Origin of the sequence: Streptomyces sp. NBC_01224, from assembly GCF_036002945.1 — a bacterium.
Lineage (GTDB): Bacteria > Actinomycetota > Actinomycetes > Streptomycetales > Streptomycetaceae > Streptomyces.
In genome coordinates this window covers 1,880,817-1,899,644 of sequence record NZ_CP108529.1, presented here as the reverse complement: position 1 = coordinate 1,899,644, position 18,828 = coordinate 1,880,817, and the positions used below count along the sequence as shown (strand labels likewise).

10 protein-coding genes and 1 pseudogene are annotated in these 18,828 nt (G+C 70.4%); 5 read left to right on the top strand and 6 right to left on the bottom strand.

Translation table 11 applies throughout. From position 1 onward, the window contains the following. Positions 1 to 5: 5 nt before the first annotated feature. Complete coding sequence (locus OG609_RS07875; RefSeq protein WP_327272137.1) at positions 6 to 506, bottom strand: DUF5949 family protein; 501 nt, start codon at positions 504 to 506, stop codon at positions 6 to 8. A 375-nt stretch (positions 507 to 881) separates the two neighbouring features. Here OG609_RS07875 and rsgA point away from each other — a divergent pair, with 375 nt between their 5' ends. Beyond that, complete coding sequence (rsgA, locus tag OG609_RS07870) at positions 882 to 2,057, top strand: ribosome small subunit-dependent GTPase A (protein ID WP_327272136.1); 1,176 nt, start codon at positions 882 to 884, stop codon at positions 2,055 to 2,057. A 70-nt stretch (positions 2,058 to 2,127) separates the two neighbouring features. Then, positions 2,128 to 3,477, top strand: coding sequence for a DNA-3-methyladenine glycosylase 2 family protein (locus tag OG609_RS07865; RefSeq protein WP_327277971.1), 1,350 nt, complete (start codon positions 2,128 to 2,130; stop codon positions 3,475 to 3,477). Here the strand turns inward: OG609_RS07865 and OG609_RS07860 are convergent. The 4 genes and pseudogenes from OG609_RS07860 to OG609_RS07845 form a co-directional block, all read right to left on the bottom strand. Further along, a pseudogene (locus OG609_RS07860) lies at positions 3,474 to 3,817 on the bottom strand (PPOX class F420-dependent oxidoreductase). The gene OG609_RS07865 and the pseudogene OG609_RS07860 sit on opposite strands and share 4 nt — an antisense overlap. Positions 3,818 to 3,896: 79 nt before the next feature. Beyond that, positions 3,897 to 6,281, bottom strand: coding sequence for a glycosyl hydrolase family 95 catalytic domain-containing protein (locus OG609_RS07855; RefSeq protein WP_327272135.1), 2,385 nt, complete (start codon positions 6,279 to 6,281; stop codon positions 3,897 to 3,899). Between the two features lie 165 nt (positions 6,282 to 6,446). Beyond that, positions 6,447 to 6,929, bottom strand: a complete 483-nt coding sequence (locus OG609_RS07850; protein ID WP_327272134.1) for a DUF456 domain-containing protein — start codon at positions 6,927 to 6,929, stop codon at positions 6,447 to 6,449. 127 nt (positions 6,930 to 7,056) lie between these two features. Next, positions 7,057 to 8,046, bottom strand: a complete 990-nt coding sequence (locus tag OG609_RS07845; RefSeq protein ID WP_327272133.1) for a helix-turn-helix domain-containing protein — start codon at positions 8,044 to 8,046, stop codon at positions 7,057 to 7,059. Positions 8,047 to 8,256: 210 nt separating this feature from the next. Here OG609_RS07845 and OG609_RS07840 point away from each other — a divergent pair, with 210 nt between their 5' ends. The 3 genes from OG609_RS07840 (at position 8,257) to OG609_RS07830 (ending at position 15,584) form a co-directional block, all read left to right on the top strand. Beyond that, complete coding sequence (locus OG609_RS07840; RefSeq protein ID WP_327272132.1) at positions 8,257 to 12,021, top strand: S8 family peptidase; 3,765 nt, start codon at positions 8,257 to 8,259, stop codon at positions 12,019 to 12,021. Between the two features lie 126 nt (positions 12,022 to 12,147). Further along, positions 12,148 to 13,776, top strand: coding sequence for a protein phosphatase 2C domain-containing protein (locus OG609_RS07835; protein ID WP_327272131.1), 1,629 nt, complete (start codon positions 12,148 to 12,150; stop codon positions 13,774 to 13,776). Positions 13,777 to 13,841: 65 nt separating this feature from the next. Then, positions 13,842 to 15,584, top strand: a complete 1,743-nt coding sequence (locus OG609_RS07830) for a pyruvate dehydrogenase (RefSeq protein ID WP_327272130.1) — start codon at positions 13,842 to 13,844, stop codon at positions 15,582 to 15,584. Positions 15,585 to 15,643: 59 nt separating this feature from the next. On the opposite strand, the gene OG609_RS07825 is transcribed toward OG609_RS07830, so the two are convergent. Next, entirely contained in the window at positions 15,644 to 18,757 is a 3,114-nt protein-coding gene (locus tag OG609_RS07825) for an alpha-mannosidase (protein WP_327272129.1), read from the bottom strand. Positions 18,758 to 18,828 lie beyond the last annotated feature (71 nt).

Below are 18,828 nucleotides of genomic sequence, written 5' to 3'. Positions count from 1 at the left end.
GCGGCTCAGCCCAGGCTGCGTGCCGGAAGGACGCAGTGGGCGGAGGTCATGATGACCTCTTCGTCGCCTGCGAACGACCGCAGCAACTCCTCGCTGACCGGCCGGCCCGGCGTGCCCTGGGGCCACGGACGGGTGGCGAACATCGCGTGTACCTCGCCCCGCTCGTGGGCCGCGGCCAGCCACTCGGGCGGTGCGGGGTACTGAGCGGTGAAATGAGGAAGCGTCAGGACCGCCTGACCGGCCTGGACGAGCAGCGTCACCGGTAGGCCCGGGGTCTCGGCGGCGTGGACGGGACCGGCGCCGACCGGCAGTCCACTGCGGTCCAGGGCCACGCGCATGGCGGCCTCCCCGGCGGCCGGGCCGTCCGTCCCGTCACCCAGTGAGTAGACGAGAAGGAAGGCGACGTCGTGGCCGCCATCGGGGTGTTCGCCGCTCCACCCGATCAGCGTGATCGTGCCCAACTGGGCGCGTGTGAACGTGCCGGTGGCGGTCCGGGGGGAGGTCATGCTCGGCACCATAACGGCCCGGGACCGGTCGTTGTGCATATGTATCACCTGATCGAGGGAGATCAACGGATATCTCCGATGAATGCGATAGCGAAGTGCCCCGGGGCGGGGCTGCCGGATCCCGTGGATCAAATGTGTTGACGGCCCCCGACGGTCGCGGGCTATCGTGTGCAGCGTTCCGGACGGCGGACAAGAACCGCCGGTGTCGGCCCCGTGCTCGAACCAGGAGGTGAGGACATTGATGACTGTCGCCGCGGTGGGCGTTGCCCACAACCAGAAGAGCATCGTTCCCACCCCCGTGGTCGCCGGCTGACCTTTCCGTAACTCTTCGCGCCTGTGTGCGCGTTGCCGGGGCCACCCTTTGAAGGGTTTCCCTTGTCTTTCCCGTCTTCTCAGTCCTTCGTCTCTTCTCTTCAGGGCTTGTCCGCGTCGCATCCGCTGTCCCCGTACGGCTGGGACGACAACTGGGCCGCCGAGTTCGCTCCGTACGCCGGACAGGGTCTGCTGCCCGGACGCGTGGTGCGGGTGGACCGCGGGCAGTGCGATGTCGTCACACCGCACGGCACGCTCCGGGCCGACACCGCCTTCGTCGTCCCGCGTGATCCGATGCGGATCATCTGCACGGGCGACTGGGTCGCCGTCGACCCCGACGGCGATCCGCAGTTCGTACGGACGCTGCTGCCGCGGCGTACGGCCTTCGTCCGCTCGACTTCGTCGCAGCGCTCCGAGGGGCAGGTGCTGGCCACCAACGTCGACCACATCGCGATCTGTGTCTCGCTCGCCGTGGAGCTCGACCTGGGGCGGGTGGAGCGCTTCCTCGCGCTCGCCATGTCCAGCTCCAGTGGCGACGCGCTGCTGCGCGACGGGGCGTCCGCCGCGGACGGCGCCGCCCAGCCGATCGTGGTGCTCACCAAGGCCGATCTGGTGCCGGACACCGCCACGCTGTCGTACCTCGTCCAGGACATCGAGGCCATCGCGCCCGGTGTACAGGTGCTGCCCGTCAGCTCCGCCACCGGGGAAGGGCTCGATGTCTTCGGCGCCATCGTCGCGGGCGGGACGAGCGTGCTGCTCGGGGCGTCCGGCGCGGGCAAGTCGACCCTCGCCAACACCCTCCTCGGCCGCGATGTGATGGAGGTGCAGGCCGCCCGCGATGTCGACGGCAAGGGCCGGCACACCACCACGACCCGCAATCTGCTGGTCCTGCCCTCCGGGGGCGTACTGATCGACACCCCCGGACTGCGCGGGGTGGGGCTCTGGGACGCGGAGACCGGCGTCGGCCAGGTCTTCTCCGAGATCGAGGAGCTGGCCGAGCAGTGCCGGTTCCACGACTGCGCCCATGAGTCGGAGCCCGGCTGCGCGGTACTCGCCGCGATCGAGGACGGTTCGCTCTCGGAGCGGCGCCTCGACAGCTTCCGCAAGCTGCTGCGCGAGAACCAGCGCATCGTCGCCAAGACCGATGCCCGGGTGCGGTCCGAAATGCTGCGTGAATGGAAGCGCAGAGGGGCCGAGGGCCGGGCGGCCATGGACGCGAAGCGGGGCCGGCTGCGGTAGGCCGCAACCCTGCTCGACGTCCGAATACCGCCAGTGCAGTACCCGGAGGTGCCGCACACTGGACGGTGTGATGGACGAACAGACCAGGTACGAGGCGGTGAGCAGCCGTGACGCCCGTTTCGACGGGGAGTTCTTCTTCGCCGTCGCAACGACCGGCATCTACTGCCGGCCGAGCTGCCCCGCCGTCACCCCCAAGCGGAAGAACGTCCGCTTCTACCCGACCGCGGCCGCCGCCCAGGGCAACGGCTTCCGGGCGTGCCGACGCTGCCGCCCGGACGCCGTGCCCGGCTCCGCCGACTGGAACGTCCGGGCCGATGTCGTCGGCCGAGCCATGCGGATGATCGGCGACGGCGTGGTCGACCGGGAGGGCGTGCCCGGTCTCGCCCACCGGCTCGGCTACAGCTCACGGCAGGTGCAGCGGCAGCTCAACGCGGAGCTGGGTGCCGGACCCGTCGCGCTCGCCCGCGCCCAGCGGGCCCATACCGCGCGGGTGCTGCTCCAGACGACCGGGCTGCCCGTGACCGAGATCGCCTTCGCGTCCGGCTTCGCCAGCGTGCGGCAGTTCAATGACACGATCCGGCAGATCTATGCCCGTACGCCGAGCGCGCTGCGCGCCGAGGCCGGGACGGGGCTGGGAGCGGCGGTACGGGAGGCGCGCACCACCGGGATCCCGCTGCGGCTCGCCCACCGGGGGCCGTACGCGGCCCGCGAGGTCTTCGATCTCCTGGCGGGCGAGACGGTCGCCCGGATCGAGGAGGTCAGCGGGGATCCCGGTGCCCGTACCTACCGGCGCACCCTGCGGCTCCCGTACGGCACGGGCATCGTGGCCGTCGACGAGCAGTCCGCCGGGTCCTGGCTGGACGCCCGGATCCACCTCACGGACCTGCGGGATCTGACGACGGCCGTGCAGCGGCTGCGGCGTCTCTTCGACCTGGACGCCGATCCGTACGCCGTCGACGAGCGGCTCGGCACCGACCCGCGACTCGCCACGAGTGTCGCCGCCCGCCCGGGGCTGCGCTCGCCGGGTGCCGCGGATCCGGAGGAGTTCGCCGTACGGACGCTGGTGGGCGGGGCCGGGGCCGAGCGGCTCGTCGAGATGTACGGGAAGGTCCTCGACGTCCCCTGCGGCGGGCTCACGCATGTCTTTCCCGAGCCGGGAGTGCTGGCCGGTGCGGTGGACGGCCCGGCGCTGCGGGCTCTGGCGACCGCGCTCGCCGACGGGGACGTACGGCTCGACGCCGGGGCCGACCGCGACGAGGCCGAGCAGGCGCTGCTGCGGCTGCCGGGGATCGGTCCGGCAGCCGCGGCGCTCATCAGGATGCGTGCGCTCGGCGACCCCGATGTGGATCCGGACGCGAGGCCCGAGGCGGAGCGGTGGCGGCCCTGGCGTTCGTACGCCGTACGGCACCTGAGCCTCTAGGCCTCCTCGTCGAGGCCGCAGCTGTGGATCCGCACTGGGCGCCGAGGTCGTGCGGTCCCTTGAGGAGTTCGGCCTCGCCGCGGACGTCGATGCCGCGTACCGCCCACGGCCGTAGGCTCACGATGTCGTCCACGGCCAGGGCCACCTTCGGGTTGGCCTGGAGGCTGCGCTGTTTCTTCGTCGTCCCGAGTGCGTAGCCGCCGACCAGGACCGTCCCGTCGTCCTGCGGGAAGAAGCCGACGGGATTGGCCTGTGGCCGGCTGTTCGGTTCGACGGTGGCCGGCCGCCCCAGCCGTTGGGTGCTGAGGTACGCGCGCTCGGCCTCGCTGAATCCGGTCATGGAGTCAGCCTCACACGCGTACCCGCCACTTGCGCCGTCCGACGTATCGGACACCGGTCCCAGGACTTCGGGCCGGGGCTCAGGCCGGCAGGCCCCAGCGTGGCGCGGGCTCGTTCGCCGTGACCGGGCGGACGGTCAGGACCGGGCGGTCGCCCTCTGCCGTGATCAGCGCGGAGTCGCCCTTGCGCAGGCGGATGCGTACCGCACCATCGGCCAACTCCTCGTAACTCAGCGGGCGTCCGTGCCGGTCGCGAATCTCGATGGCACCCTCTATGCCATGGCGTACGACGCAGGGTGCGCCCGCCTCGCTGGTCACCCGCACCCAGCGGGTCCGCCCCTCTTCACGTACCGCACTGAGCAGGAACGCGCCCTGCGTACGGAAGTCATGGACGGTCATCTCCCGCCAGGCGGCGGGCAGCGCCGGGAAGACCCTGATCGTGCCGCCCCACGACTGGCACACCATGTCGTGCAGCGACTGGGCCGCCGACAGCGGGGTCTCGATGACCGGGCCCGACTCCTTGTACATGGTGTTCGCCTGGATGAAGCGGCTCATCAGCTGGCCGAGATACTTCAGCGCGTCCTCGCCCTTGCCGAGCAGTGCGGACATCGACGCGGCGCCGGTGAAGGTGTAGCCCTGCAGAGCGCCTTCGAACCCCACCCAGTGGGCAAGGGACTTCTCGATCAGGGCGCGCTCATCGGGCGTCGCCCCCGTCAGCTCGTACAGCGGGTAGACCGCGAGCATGTGCGAGTAGTGGCGGTGCGACTTCGCGAACGGCACCCCGGCGCCGATCATGAAGCCGTTGGCGTCGACCGGGTACGGCGCGAGCCTGGCCAGAACCTCCTGCCAGCGGGCAGTCAGCGGGTCGTGGATGCCGAGCTGCTCCGCCGAGTCCAGCAGGGTGCGGCAGCCCCAGCGCAGCAGCATCAGGTCGTAGTTGCAGTCGGGGGCGTTCACGCCGTACTCGGGGGAGAACGTCGCCGGGAGATGCAGCTTTCCGTCCGCGCCGGGCGTCAGGAAGTGCAGGTAGTAGTTGACGGCCTTGCGCAGCAACGGGAAGAGCGTGTCGCGCAGGATCGACTCATCCATGGTGTGGCGGTAGGAGAGCCATACGTTGTGCAGCGCCCAGGTCAGATTGCCGACCTCGGGGGTGGGCGGGTCCTGGCCGGGGATGCCGACGCCGAAGCCGCCGTCGGGGACCGACGCTCCGTTGACCAGCTGGGGGTCGGTGGTGCGGGGCATGCCGGCCGAGTCCGCCCGGTAGGGGGCCGCGACCTCGCGGGAGAGCTGGTCCCGGAATTCGCTCAGGGCGCGGGTGACGGCGTCCAGTTCCAGGTGGTTGGAGCCGTGGATCAGCCAGTACTCCAGCTGGACGTTGAGGTTCCACCAGGTGTTCGGCCACGGGGTGGGCTCCAGCCAGGGGCCGGAGGTGGCCATCACGGGAGCGTCCCTGCGGGCCGCCGAAGCCGTCTTGTACAGCTGGATCCAGTAGAAACGCTGCAGCCGGGCGTCGGGCAGGGACAGGAAGCTCTTCCGGTAGAACCGGTCCCACCAGGTGCGATGAGGTGCGGCGAGCAGACCGTACGGCAGCGCGGAAGCGGTCTTGACGGCACGCAGCGCACGGGTACGGGCTGTCGTCCCCGGGTGGGAGTGCGTGACGGTGACGTACAGGGTGCGGTTCGTGCCCCTGCTGCGCTCCTGCCAGGCGGTGACGTGCTGACCGCCCGCGAGCAGCGGCTGGACGGCGGCGGTGATCTCGCCGTGCTCTTCGGTCACTGCGGGCGGGTTGCCGGTGTAGCCGTCCGGGAGGGGCTTGAAAGCGGCACGCGGGCTGATCGCGTCGGCCGGGTGAAAGACCCAGCGGAAATCCTGCTCGCCCGCGCTCGGGGTGACCTCCACGGCGAGCAGATCGCTGGAGGAGTGGACGAAGGCGCGGAGCTTCAGGGTGCCCGCGGTCGTGGTGACGGTGCCTTCGAGTTCGGCGGTGCGCAGCCGCATCCACCACTCGATGCCCGTGATGGTGCCGGCCGGTTCCAGGGTGAAGTGGCCGATCGGGAGGCGGGCGAGGCCGAAGAGGGAGCCGAACTCGGGGCGGTGGTCCTGGACCTCGGAGTGCTGGACGTTGAACCGGACGGCCGTGGTGGTGGCGCCGGGCTCGGCGTAGATGCCGGAGCCGAGGCGGCCGTTGCCCAGATACGGCCCCTCGTACCAGGTCTTCGGCAGCTTCTGCCAGAGCAGGTCGGCGTCGTCCAGGACCGTGCGCCAGCTGTCGTCGGGGGAGTGCACGGTGACAGGGGCCGGGGCGGCGGGTCCAGGGGCGGCAGGGGCGGCTGCCTGGGCGGGGACGGACGCACCGCCCACCACGAGTGCGCCGCCGATCGCGGTGCCGGTGGCGAGAACGCTTCTTCGGGAGGGGGACGGGGCTTCGTTCCGGGACGGGCGGGAGGGGTCCGGTGCTGTGGGCAAGGCGTCTCCTGGCGACTCGTACGCAGGCACATCAATTCATCCGAGCTATTCCTTCAAGGAAGGTAGGCACGGGGCATCCATGCGTCAACAGAGCGAGAGAGATCGGATGTGTTTCCCTCTATCTGGACAGCATCCATCCAGATGGTCGGGGGAGGGGTGCGGAGGTCAGGCCCAGATCACCGCGCTCAGCCAGGCCCCCGTCACCAGCAGGCATGCGTAGAGCTCGACGAGCACGGAATAGCCCGTCGCCCGCATCACCGAGCGGACCGATGCCCACCCCGCCCCGTGGCTGCCGAGCCGCAGCCGCTCCGCCCCGTAGACCGCCCCCACATAACCGACGATCCCGCCCACCACCGGCACCACGAAGAAGCCCACGATCGCGCCGGCCCCGCCCAGCATCAGAGTCTTGCGCGGTGCACCGGACTCACGGGGGCGGCGCGGCGGCAGCAACGGCTTCAGCGCCTGGTTCAGCAGAAGCAGTGCGGTGGCGCCCATGAGTACCCCCCAGGCGGCCGGAGTCGTGTCGGTCAACGCCCACCACAGCACGGCGGCCCAGACGATCGCCTGCCCCGGCGCCCCCGGAACCAGCACGCCGACCAGGCCGAGAAGCATCACCAGGCCGACGGCGACGAGCTGCCACACTCCCATCTGACCAGCCTGCCGGAGTCCGGCCGGTGCCGCCCGTCAGCGCGGCTCGGGGCGGGGTGCCGGTGCAGCTCGGGGCCGCAACGAAGTGGCGGGGACACCGGGCCGGGGTATCCGGCGGGGGCCTCGTTCAGGTCCGCGGCGTCCGGGACACCCAGCCCCGCTCGTACGCGTGCCAGCCCAGCTGAAGCCGGGTCGACACCCCGGTCAGCTCCATCAGGCCCTTCACCCGTCTTTGCACGGTCCGCAGCCCCAGCTCCAGCTGCTTCGCCACGCTCGCATCCGTCAGCCCGGCCAGCAGCAGCGAAAGAATCTCCAGGTCCGTCGCATCGGGCCCGGTGGATTCCTCCTCCAGCCGGCCGCTCTCGCCGAGCCTGAGCGGCATGGCGTCGCGCCACACCGCCTCGAAGAGCCCCATCAGTGACTCCAGCAGCCCGGAGGCATGCACCACCAGCGCAGCCGGCTCGGCGCCCCGTCCGGTCAGCGGCACCATCGCCAGGGCGCCGTCGGCGACGACCAGCTTGGTGGGCACCCGGTCGACGACCCGGCACCGCTCGTCACGGCTCAGCGCGGCCGACAGTTCCAGGATCCCGGACGGCAGCGACAGCACCTCGCGCTCGATGACCACCCGGAACGACACCCCGCGCGTGGCGGCCTGCTCCTCGGCCTCGTTCTCCATTCCGCTCACCGCGATCGGCTTCCCTGTGACCAGGGCGCACACCTCACTCGTCGCACCCAGCTGCAACTGGTGGAAACGGTGCGCCACCGCGCTCGCGCCCGTGACCACCTCGACCAGATCGTGCACGGCCGAATCGGTGGCCTCCGCCCGGTACTCCTCGGCGAGCAGCGCCGCCGCCAGTTCCGCCTGCTCCAGCTCATGGCGCTGCTGGGTCAGCAGCGCACCCAGCGCCACCGCCGGCGGCGCGGCCACCCAACGGCCCGTACGGGCCGACGACTGGGCGGCCAACCCATGCTGTTCCAGCCGGCGCAACGCCCGTTCGGTGTCCGACTCGGGAAGTGCCAGCCGGTGCGCGAGATCGGAGACCTCTGCGGCTCCCACCGCCACGAGCGCGCGGTACGCCGACTCCTGTATCTCGTCGAGACCTATGGCTCCCAGCATCCCCGGACCCCTCCCGGACGCATTGATTCCGCACGATGTCGCTGTCTTCAGGCGCCCGGTCGTGGCGGAAAGCGGCCACGGCGTAAACCCGCCGTGTACATCATCCCTTTATCGCCCGTCGCTCTGCCAATGTGGCGCCACCGCAGTACCAACAACCTCCGGAATGCCGCGGTTTGTTCAGAGATATTCCGGTTTCACTTGGGGAGAGCGATGCGTCCGATATCGCGTACGGCACTGGGAGCGGCCACCGCCGCCGTCCTGGCCGTCACCGCGATCGCACCGTCCGCGGCAGCGCCGCAGGACGAGACGACCGCGAAGAGACCACTGACCGGCAGCGCCGCCGCCGACGCCAAGGAGGGCAAGCCGGTCACCGTCACCCTGGTCACCGGCGACAAGGTCCTGGTGAGCAGGGACAGTTCGGGGGCCGCATCGGTCACCGCGCTGCCGCGCGAGGACGGCACCGTCCCCCTCGTGCAGACCAGGCAGTCCGGCAAGGACCTCTACGTCTACCCCGACACCGCCACCGACGCGCTGGCTGCGGGCACGGTCGACGAAGAACTCTTCAACGTCACCGGACTCATCCGTCAGGGCTACGACGACGCGAGCACCAAGTCGCTGCCGCTGATCGCCGTCTACGGCAAGGACACGGCCCGCTCCGCACCCGCCACCCCGCGCGGCGCCAAGCGCGGACTCGCGCTCGACGCGATCGACGGCGTTGCGCTCAAGGCGGACAAGGAGAAGGCCGCCGACTTCTGGTCGGACGTCACCAACACCCGTTCCCGCTCGGCCTCCGGTCTGAAGAAGCTCTGGCTCGACCGCAAGGTTCAGGCCACCCTCGACAAGTCGACCAAGCAGATCGGCGCCGACCTCGCCTGGGCCGCCGGATACGACGGCAAGGGCACCAAGGTCGCCGTGCTCGACACCGGTGTCGACGCCGAACACCCCGACCTCAAGGGCCGGATCGCCGCCTCGGAGAACTTCACCGACTCCGACACCACCGACGACCGGCAGGGCCACGGCACCCACACCATCTCCACCGTGGGCGGCTCCGGCGCGGCCAGCGACGGCAAGAAGAAGGGCGTCGCCCCCGGCGCCGACCTGCTCGCGGGCAAGGTCCTCAACGACAGCGGCTCCGGCGCCGAGTCCTGGATCATCGCCGGTATGCAGTGGGCCGTCGACCAGAAGGCCGACGTCGTCTCCATGAGCCTCGGCAGCCCGACGCCGACCGACTGCACCGACCCGATGAGCGTCGCCGCCGAGGAACTCGCCCAGAGCAAGAACACCCTGTTCGTGATCGCGGCCGGAAACTCGGGACCGACGCTGAACACCGTCTCCTCGCCGGGCTGCGCCCCGAGCGTGCTGACTGTCGGTGCCGTCGACCGCGACGACTCCACGGCCCAGTTCTCCAGCCGCGGACCCGTGATCGGATCGCACACCCTCAAGCCCGAGATCGCCGCTCCCGGCGTCGCCATCTCGGCCGCCTCAGCCGGCGGCCGCGGCATCTACGCCTACCGGACGATGTCCGGTACGTCGATGGCCACCCCGCATGTCGCGGGCGCCGCAGCCATCGTGAAGCAGCGTCACCCGGAGTGGACAGCTCAGCAGATCAAGGCGGCCCTCGTGTCGTCCGCGAAGAGCGACATCCCCGGCGACGTACGCGAGACCGGAGGCGGCCGCCTCGATGTGAAGGCAGCCATCGACACCACCGTCGTCGGCGCCCCCGCCGTCCAGGGCGGCACCTTCAACTGGCCTCAGGACAAGAGCGACCGCACCACGGTCGACGTCCCGTACACCAACTCCGGCACCAAGCCGGTGAAGCTGTCGCTGAAGGTCCAGGGCGTCACCGGCAACGACGGGTCGGACGTCCGCTCCTCGGTCGCGAAGCTCGACGCGAGCACCGTCACCGTTCCGGCCGGAGCCACCGTCAAGGTCCCGCTGCACATCGACCCGACCGCGAAGCTGAAGGCCGCCCAGTACGGCGATGTCACCGGACGCGTGCTCGCCACCGGGCCCGACGGCGCCAAGGTCTCCACCCCGTTCTCGATGTACGTCGGACCGGAGACCGTCACCCTGCGCGTCAAGCTCGTCGACCGCACCGGCAAGCCCGCCACGGGCCCCTCCTCGGTGGACCTCATCGGCACCGACACCGCCAGCGGTGAGCGACGCTTCAACGACGGCGCCACCGACCAGGTCTACCAGGTCCGCCCCGGTGCGTACTTCGTCTCCAGCTTCATCACCACGCCCGACACGAAGGACGCCACCGGCAAGGCGGTCGAGTCCGTCGGCTACCTCGCCAGGCCGCAGTTGAACGTCGCCAAGGACACCACCCTGGTACTGGACGCCCGCAAGGCCCACCGGATTCAGGTGAAGACGGAGGACCGCGCGTCCGAGAGCCGCTCCACGACACTCTCCTTCGGCCGCAGCTGGGACGACGCCTGGCTGCACTCCGGTTCCATCACCGGCACCGGCACCGGCATGAACTACCTGGCCGACGTGCAGGGCAAGGCGAGTGACGGCGACTTCGAGTTCGCCAGCCTCTGGCGCGCGTACGCCCCGCAGATCGAGAAGCTGTCGGTCGTCGGCGGCGCCGCACTGCACCCGACGGTGGCGAGCACCGGATCCGTCAACCTCGACGGTACCGGGGAGGCCGCACTCGTCGACGCGGGCACCGGTACCCCCGACGAGCTGAAGGCCGCCGGTGTCTTGGGCAAGATAGCCCTCGTCAAGATCGCCGATGACGGGGCGATGGCCACTCAGGCGCGGAACGCCAAGTCCGCGGGCGCAAAGGCGGTCATCGCGTACCGTCCGTCCGCGGGCCCCTGGAAGCCGTCCGTCGGATACGGTTCGGCGCCGCTGCCCTCTCTCGGTATCGAGTCGAGCGAGGCGGACGCCCTGAAGGCCGCCCTGGCCGACGGCCCCGTGAAGCTGAGCTGGAAGGCCACCGCCGCCAGCCCGTACGTCTACAACCTCGCGTTCCCCGAGACCGGCCCCGTCACCTCGGACCGTACATACAAGGTCCGTGACAGCAAGCTCGGCAAGACCACCGCCACGTACGAGGCGATGGGCGTCGCGGCCGACTACGTCGACACGATGATCATCAACCGCCCGTACGGCGGGAGTTACTCCGGTGGATTCGACACCGTCGCCGTCCCCGGCGAGCGCACCGAGTACTACTCGGCGGGCGACACCGGCTGGGAGCGCTACCTCTCCTCCAGCTTCCCCTGGGGCGAGTACATGGTCGACCAGCCCCGTACCTACACGGCGGGCTCGAAGCGTACGGAGAGCTGGTACCGGGGCATCCCGGCCCCGGCCGCTCCGCGTGACGCCGCGGGCAAGGTCCAGCTCGCCGCCGAACGGCAGGACAACCTGATCGGCGTCGCCCCGGGCTTCTGGAGCGACACCGAGCACGCCGGTCTCCAGGGCTCCTTCGGAGACATCGGCAACATGCGGCTGACCAGCGGTGGCGAGGTGCTCGGCGAGTCCGGCTGGCCGTCCGGGGTGTTTACCGTCCCGGCCGGGGACGCCGCGTACGAACTCACCATGACCACCACCAAGTTCGGCCAGCCCGCGGCCGTGTGGAAGCGGTCCACCCAGACCGAGACCACCTGGAAGTTCCGCTCGAAGCGGGACGAGAACGTGTACTCGCAGGGGATTCCGCTGCTCTTCCCGGGCTACGACCTGGAGACCGACGGGCTCAAGACCCTTGCGGCGAAGGACGGTCAGACGATCGGTCTGAGCGTCACCGGCCACGCGGGCTACACGCCCGGAAAGCTGGTCGCCGCCGAGGTCTCCTACTCGTACGACGGTGGCGAGACCTGGACCCGGGCCACCACCGCACAGCAGGGCGGCCACTGGACCGCGACCGTGAACCACGCGGGCGCGGCCGGCAAGCCGGTCACCCTGAAGACCGAACTGACGGACGCCAACGGCAACTCCGTCATCCAGACCGTGAACAACGCGTACGCCGTGCGCTGATCACGTCCTGACCGGTCCGCCGGGCGTCCTTCCCGTGGGGGGTGGGGCCGCCCGGCGGACCTTTTTCATGGCCACTTTTTCCGGATGACCCGTTTTCGTAAGGCCCGTGCGGTGGACAATAAGGGCATGAGCCAGCAGGGGGAGAGGCCCGCCGCCCACGAGGACGACTGGTGGCGCAGGCTGTACGACGAGACCGCCCGGGACACCGGGGCGAGCAACGCGGCCGACAGCCTCGACGACCGCTTCGACTCGGCGTCGGATGCGGTGAGTCCGGGCGGGCACGGGGGGTTTGACGGAACGGGGGAGGGGGCTGGGCTTCTGCTTCCGCCTCCGGCGGTGGTGCCGGGCACGTCGGCCGGGCCGCCGCTGTCGCCCCCGCCGTCCACGCCTCCGCCTACGCCGGTCGCGCCGGCCGGGCCTGCGCCGTCCGCGCCCGTGGTGCCTGAGCCGGTGCGGGTGCGTGCTCCGTGGGAGCCGCCGGTTGCGCCCGTACGCGGCCCCGGTGCGTCCCCGGCCGGCTCTTCGCAGCCGCGCACCTTCGCCGCACCGCCGGTTCCGGCCGGCCCTCCGGCCGCCGCCGACCTGCCATCCGGGCCCGAGCTTGCGCCCGAGCCGTCCATCGCCGATGGGGCGTCCGCGCCGGCGCCGCCGCTGCCCGGGCGGCCGGGCGACGAGGGGCCCGCCGCCCCGCAAGCCTCCGTCAGCACGGTCACCGCGCAGGCACCTGCACCCGAGTCCGAACGCGTACCCGCACCCACACCCGCCCCACTCCGCCCTGTGATCGGCCATGTGGGTGACCGGCCGCCCACCTACGACGCCGAGCCCACCACGCTGCCCGCCACCGTCCCCCAAGAGCTCGACGGTCTCGTCGCCGACACCGTGCTCGACGGCGCCGAATACGGCACGTACACCCTGCGCGCCGCCTCCGTGCGCGGGGACTCCGCACGGTTCAGGGGCGAGCCCCGCCGCGATGCGCTGCTCACCGTCCGCTTCGGCACCGACAGGAGCGCGCTCGTCCTGGTCGCCGTCGCCACCGGGGCCCGCGCCACCGAGCGGGCGCATCTGGCGGCGGCCGACGCCTGCCGCTGGATCGGCGGTGCCGTCGGCCGCAGCCATGTCCGGCTCTCCGAGGACATAAGGGCCGGCCGCCGTGGCGACCTCAAATCCGGCCTGCACCGCCTCACCGACCGCAGCTACGGCAAGCTGCGGGCCCGCGCCGCAGAGCTGGGACTCGAACCGCAGCAGTACACGGCGGGCCTGCGCTGCCTCCTGCTGTCGGCGGACCCGGACTGCCGTACCAGGGTTTTCTTCGGCGCCGGCACCGGTGGGCTCCTCCGGCTGCGCGACGGCGTCTGGCAGGACCTCGAACCGGAGGTTCCGGAAGCCGGTGACATCAGCGGCGAAGCCGCGGTCGGATTCGGCTCCCCCTCTCCCGGGAGCGGCCCCGACGGAGACCACCTCACCATGGATCCGGGCATCGCCACGCCCTCGTCCCCGTATGTCGAGGGCCCGCTCGCCCCGCCCGCCGAGCCGTTCCGGTTCCGGGCGTCGGTGGCCCGGCCGGGGGACACCCTGCTGCTGTGCAGCAGCGGCCTCGCCGAACCCCTGCGCAGCGAGCCCGCGCTCGCCCAGGAGCTCGCCGAACGCTGGACTCCCGACCAGGCACCCGGGCTCGCCACTTTCCTCGCGGACACCCAGCTCAGGGTGAAGGGGTACTCCGACGACCGTACGAGTGTCGGCGTCTGGGAGGCGTAACCGCGCGCGCCATGGGTTGATGGATGCGGAGTCCGGAAGCCGAAGCGCGGAAAGGGTATGCACCCATGGCCAAGCAGAACGTGTCGGAGCAGTTCGTCGACATCCTCGCCCGGGCGGGCGTCAAGCGTATGTACGGCGTCGTCGGCGACAGCCTCAACCCGGTCGTCGACGCCATCCGCCGCAACTCGGCCATCGACTGGATCCAGGTCAGGCACGAAGAGACCGCCGCGTTCGCAGCCGGAGCCGAGGCCCAGATCACCGGCTCGCTGGCAGCCTGCGCCGGATCCTGCGGCCCCGGCAATCTGCATCTCATCAACGGCCTCTACGACGCCCACCGCTCCATGGCACCCGTTCTCGCCCTCGCCTCGCACATCCCTTCGAGCGAGATCGGTCTCGGCTACTTCCAGGAGACCCATCCGGAGCTGCTCTTCCAGGAGTGCAGCCACTACAACGAGATGATCTCCAACCCGCAGCAGATGCCGCGGCTGCTCCAGACGGCCATTCAGCACGCGATCGGCCGAGGCGGCGTCAGCGTCGTCTCGATGCCGGGTGACATCGCATCGCAGCCGGCCCCGGAGAAGTCGATCGAGCACGCCCTCGTCACCTCGCGGCCGACGGTACGGCCCGGCGACGAGGAAATCGAGAAGCTCTGCCGGATGGTCGACGAGGCGAAACGTGTGACATTGTTCTGCGGCAGCGGCACGGCGGGTGCCCACGCCGAGGTGATGGAGTTCGCCGAGCGGGTGAAGGCCCCGGTCGGGCACGCGCTGCGTGGCAAGGAATGGATCCAGTACGACAACCCGTACGACGTCGGCATGAGCGGACTGCTCGGCTACGGGGCTGCCTACGAAGCGACCAACGAGTGCGATCTCCTCATCCTGCTCGGCACCGACTTCCCGTACAACGCCTTCCTTCCCAGCGATGTCAAGATCGTCCAGGTCGATGTGCGCCCTGAGCACCTCGGCCGCCGCTCCAAGCTGGATCTGGCGGTCTGGGGCGACGTCCGCGAGACGCTGCGATGTCTGACCCCGCGGGTCAGGACCAAGACCGACCGCAAATTCCTCGACCGGATGCTGAAGAAGCACGCCGACGCCCTGGAGGGCGTGGTCAAGGCGTACACCCGCAAGGTCGAGAAGCACATCCCGATCCACCCGGAGTACGTCGCCTCGGTGCTGGACGATCTGGCGGACGACGACGCCGTGTTCACCGTCGACACCGGTATGTGCAACGTCTGGGCCGCCCGCTACCTCTCGCCCAACGGAAAACGCCGCGTCATCGGTTCGTTCAGCCACGGCTCGATGGCCAACGCGCTGCCGCAGGCCATCGGCGCCCAGTTCATCGACCGGAACCGGCAGGTGGTTTCGATGTCCGGCGACGGCGGGTTCACCATGTTGATGGGCGACTTCCTCACCCTGGTGCAGTACGACCTGCCGGTGAAGGTCGTGCTGTTCAACAACTCCTCGCTCAGCATGGTCGAGTTGGAGATGCTGGTCGCCGGCCTGCCGTCGTTCGGTACGACCAACAAGAACCCGGACTTCGCGGCGATTGCCAGGGCCGCCGGGGCGTACGGCGTACGGGTGGAAAAGCCCAAGCAGCTCGAAAGCGCCCTCAAGGACGCCTTCAAGCACAAGGGCCCGGCGCTCGTCGATGTCGTCACCGACCCCAACGCGCTCTCCATCCCGCCGAAGATCAGCGCGGAGATGGTGACCGGCTTCGCGCTCTCCGCCAGCAAGATCGTGCTGGACGGCGGAGTCGGCCGGATGGTCCAGATGGCCCGCTCCAACCTGCGGAACGTGCCCCGCCCCTGAACGAACCCGAGCAGAGGGGCGGGACGGGCCGGGCCTTCACACCGGGGCCGGCCGGGACCTCATGCAGAGGTCAGGCGGACCGTCAGGATCTGGAACGGACGCAGCGACAGTACGAGACCGTGCTCATCGGTGTCCGCCTCGTGCAGCGGTCGTTCCAGCAGGTCGGTGATCCGGGCCTGTACGACGGGAAATCCCACCCGCAGTGTCGTGTCGGCGCGCCCTCCCGCCGACTCGTACAGCCGCACGATCACATCGCCGCTGCGGTCCTCGGCGAGCTTGACCGACTCCACCGTGACCGCCGGATGTCCGGTGCTGATCAGTGACGGCAGGGCCGGCGCAACGGCCGCCCGCAACGGGAGATTGAGCGCCAGCCCCTCCCGTACCGCATCCGTGACCTCACCGCCCGGCGCCAGCGCGTACCTGAACCGATGCCTGCCGAGGTCGGTCTCCGGGTCCGGGCTGTGCGGGGCGCGCAGCAGCGTCAGCCGTACGGTCGTGCCCAGGCCCGAACCGTGCGGAGTCCGGGTCACCTCGTGCCCGTACGTCGAGTCGTTGAGCAATGTGATGCCGTACCCCGGCTCGGCGACCCGCAGCCAGCGATGGGCGCAGATCTCGAAACGGGCCGCGTCCCAGCTGGTGTTGTCGTGCGTGGGGCGGTGAATGTGTCCGAACTGGATTTCGGCCGCGGACCGTTCGGCGTGCACATCGAGCGGGAACGACACCTTGAGGACCTTCTCCGACTCCCGCCAGTCCACCTCGGTGTCGACGTCGATCCGCCGACTGCCCGCGGTCAGCCGGATCTCTTGCACGATGCGCGACGCCCCGAACGACCGCATCACACGGACGGCGGCCCGCAGCGGCCCCTCCTCGACCAGTTCTACGGAGTCGGCGTCGGTGACATCGGTGCGGGTGCGGCGGTAGTGGCGGTCGATGTCCCAGGCGTCCCAGTGATTGGGGTGATCCGGATGCAGCTGGAGGAGGTTGGCCCGGTGACCGGGGGCGAGGACGTCCCGCCCCGCGCCGAGATCGCGGACGGCGGCGATCAACCCGTCGCCGTCGACCACGACCCGCAGCAGCCCGTTGTCGCATACGAATCCCTCGTCCGCCGAACCCGTCACCGTGACCGCATGCTCTGGTACCGCCGAACCGTCCAGCAGACCAGCGCCCAGCCCGGGTGTCTCGGCGAGCACCGCTGTACGCCCGTCGCCCAGCGGCTGCACATGCGCGCCCGAGGGCAGCATCGCGCTTGCCTCGGCGTCCAGCTCGACCACCTGACTTCGCTGGTAGGGCGATGAGTTGAGCGCCACGAGACCCTCGGCCCCACCCAGTGCCGCCACCGCGTCCGCCACCAGCTCGGCCAGCTCCTCCCGTACCCGTTGGTATGTCTCGTGGGCCTCCCGGTGCACCCAGGCGATCGACGAGCCCGGCAGGATGTCATGGAACTGATGCAACAGCACCGTCTTCCACAGCCGGTCCAGCGCCTCGTACGGATAAGGGTGGCCGGGAGTCCGCAGCGCCGCCGTGGTGGCCCACAACTCGGCTTCACGGAGCAGGTGTTCGCTGCGCCGGTTGCCCTGCTTGGTCCTGGCCTGGGTGGTGTACGTGGCCCGGTGCAGCTCCAGATACAGCTCACCGGACCAGACCGGTGCCTGCGGCCCGTACTCCTCCTCGGCCGCCGCGAAGAATGCCGACGGCCTCTCGATCTCGACCCTGGGCGAACCCTCCAGATCCCTGAGCCTGCGTGCCTTCTCCAGCATTTCTCGGGTCGGACCGCCCCCGCCGTCACCCCAGCCGAACGGGACGAGGGAGCGGGTCGCCAGCCCCTTCTCCGCGAAGTTTCTTTCCGCATGGGCCAGTTCGCGGCCATGGAACTGTGCGTTGTAGGTGTCCACCGGCGGGAAGTGAGTGAAGACCCTGGTCCCGTCGATGCCCTCCCACCAGAAGGTGTGATGTGGCATTTTATTGCTCTGGTTCCAGGACAGTTTCTGCGTCAGGAACCATTTCACCCCAGCCAGTCGCGCCAGCTGCGGGAAAGCGGCCGTGTAGCCGAAGGAGTCCGGCAGCCAGATCTCCTCCGTCTCCACCCCCAGCTCCTGCTCGAAGAACCGCTTGCCGTGCACGATCTGCCGGGCAAGTGCCTCACCGCCCGGCATATTTGCATCGGACTCCACCCACATCGACCCCACGGGCGCCCACTGTCCGTCCGCCACGGCCTGCTTGATCCGCTCCCAGATGTGCGGCTGATGCTCCTTCACCCAGGCGTACTGCTGGGCCTGCGACGCGGCGAAAACCAGCTCCGGATAGTCCTGGGCAAGCGCGGTGACATTGGCGAAGGTGCGCGAGGCCTTGCGCACCGTCTCGCGCAGCGGCCACAGCCACGCCGAGTCGATGTGCGCATGTCCGGCGGCCGAGATCCGGTGTGCGCTCGCCGACGCCGGCCGGGAGAGCACCTCGGTGAGCCGGCCCCGGCCGGCTCGCGCCGTGCCCGCCACATCGTGCAGATCCAGCGTATCGAGCATGCGCTCCAGCGCCCGCAGGATCTCGTGCCGCCGCGACCGGTCGACGGGCAGTTCCCGCATCAGCTCGGAAAGCACCTCGATGTCCAGAACGAGATGCCAGACCTCCTCGTCCAGCACGGCGAGGTCCGCGGAGGCGAACCGGTAGAGGGGCCGGTCACCTGCTGTGAGTACGTCCCCGAGCGGCGTCGGCGCGAAGCCGTGCTCCAGAACCGCCGGGTTGGCCGCCGCCTCCAGGAGCAACGAGACCGGTTCACCGCCGGCGGCCTGGGGCGCGACCGTCAGATGCCGATTTCGCGGATGGATGCCCTTGAGCGGAACGCCTGCCGCGTCGTACAGCATCCCCTCGGCCTGGAATCCGGGCCCCTGGCCGGAGAAGCCGGGGTCGACGACCACCTCGACGCGCCGCCCCGCCCAGTCCGCGGGCACCGTCCCCTCCAGCCGGAACCAGCTGGTGGACCACGGCTTCCCCCACTTTGTACCGGTACTGAACGGCTCGTAGGTTCCCTCCAGTGCCTCGGCCACCGGTACGGGTTCGCCGGGGATGTGCCGGGCGGAGAGGGTGAGCGGGGTCCGGGCCGGGTACTGGGCCGGGCGGATGAACTGGTGCAGGGCCCTTTCGAGGCGGTCCTCAACCAATGCGCGGTCGTCGTGCATCACGGCTCCTCGGGTCGGCGCCTTGGGGTGTTCATGGCTCCACTTCCCCGGCGGCGGAACCGGCACCCCTG

Excerpts from the sequence above, each read along its gene's own strand:
- OG609_RS07865 (WP_327277971.1), top strand. The coding sequence starts at position 2,128 with ATGGACGAACAGACCAGGTACGAGGCGGTGAGCAGCCGTGACGCCCGT.
- OG609_RS07840 (WP_327272132.1), top strand. The coding sequence starts at position 8,257 with ATGCGTCCGATATCGCGTACGGCACTGGGAGCGGCCACCGCCGCCGTC.
- OG609_RS07845 (WP_327272133.1), bottom strand. The coding sequence starts at position 8,046 with ATGCTGGGAGCCATAGGTCTCGACGAGATACAGGAGTCGGCGTACCGC.
- OG609_RS07850 (WP_327272134.1), bottom strand. The coding sequence starts at position 6,929 with ATGGGAGTGTGGCAGCTCGTCGCCGTCGGCCTGGTGATGCTTCTCGGC.
- OG609_RS07830 (WP_327272130.1), top strand. The coding sequence starts at position 13,842 with ATGGCCAAGCAGAACGTGTCGGAGCAGTTCGTCGACATCCTCGCCCGG.
- OG609_RS07825 (WP_327272129.1), bottom strand. The coding sequence starts at position 18,757 with ATGCACGACGACCGCGCATTGGTTGAGGACCGCCTCGAAAGGGCCCTG.
- OG609_RS07875 (WP_327272137.1), bottom strand. The coding sequence starts at position 506 with ATGACCTCCCCCCGGACCGCCACCGGCACGTTCACACGCGCCCAGTTG.
- OG609_RS07835 (WP_327272131.1), top strand. The coding sequence starts at position 12,148 with ATGAGCCAGCAGGGGGAGAGGCCCGCCGCCCACGAGGACGACTGGTGG.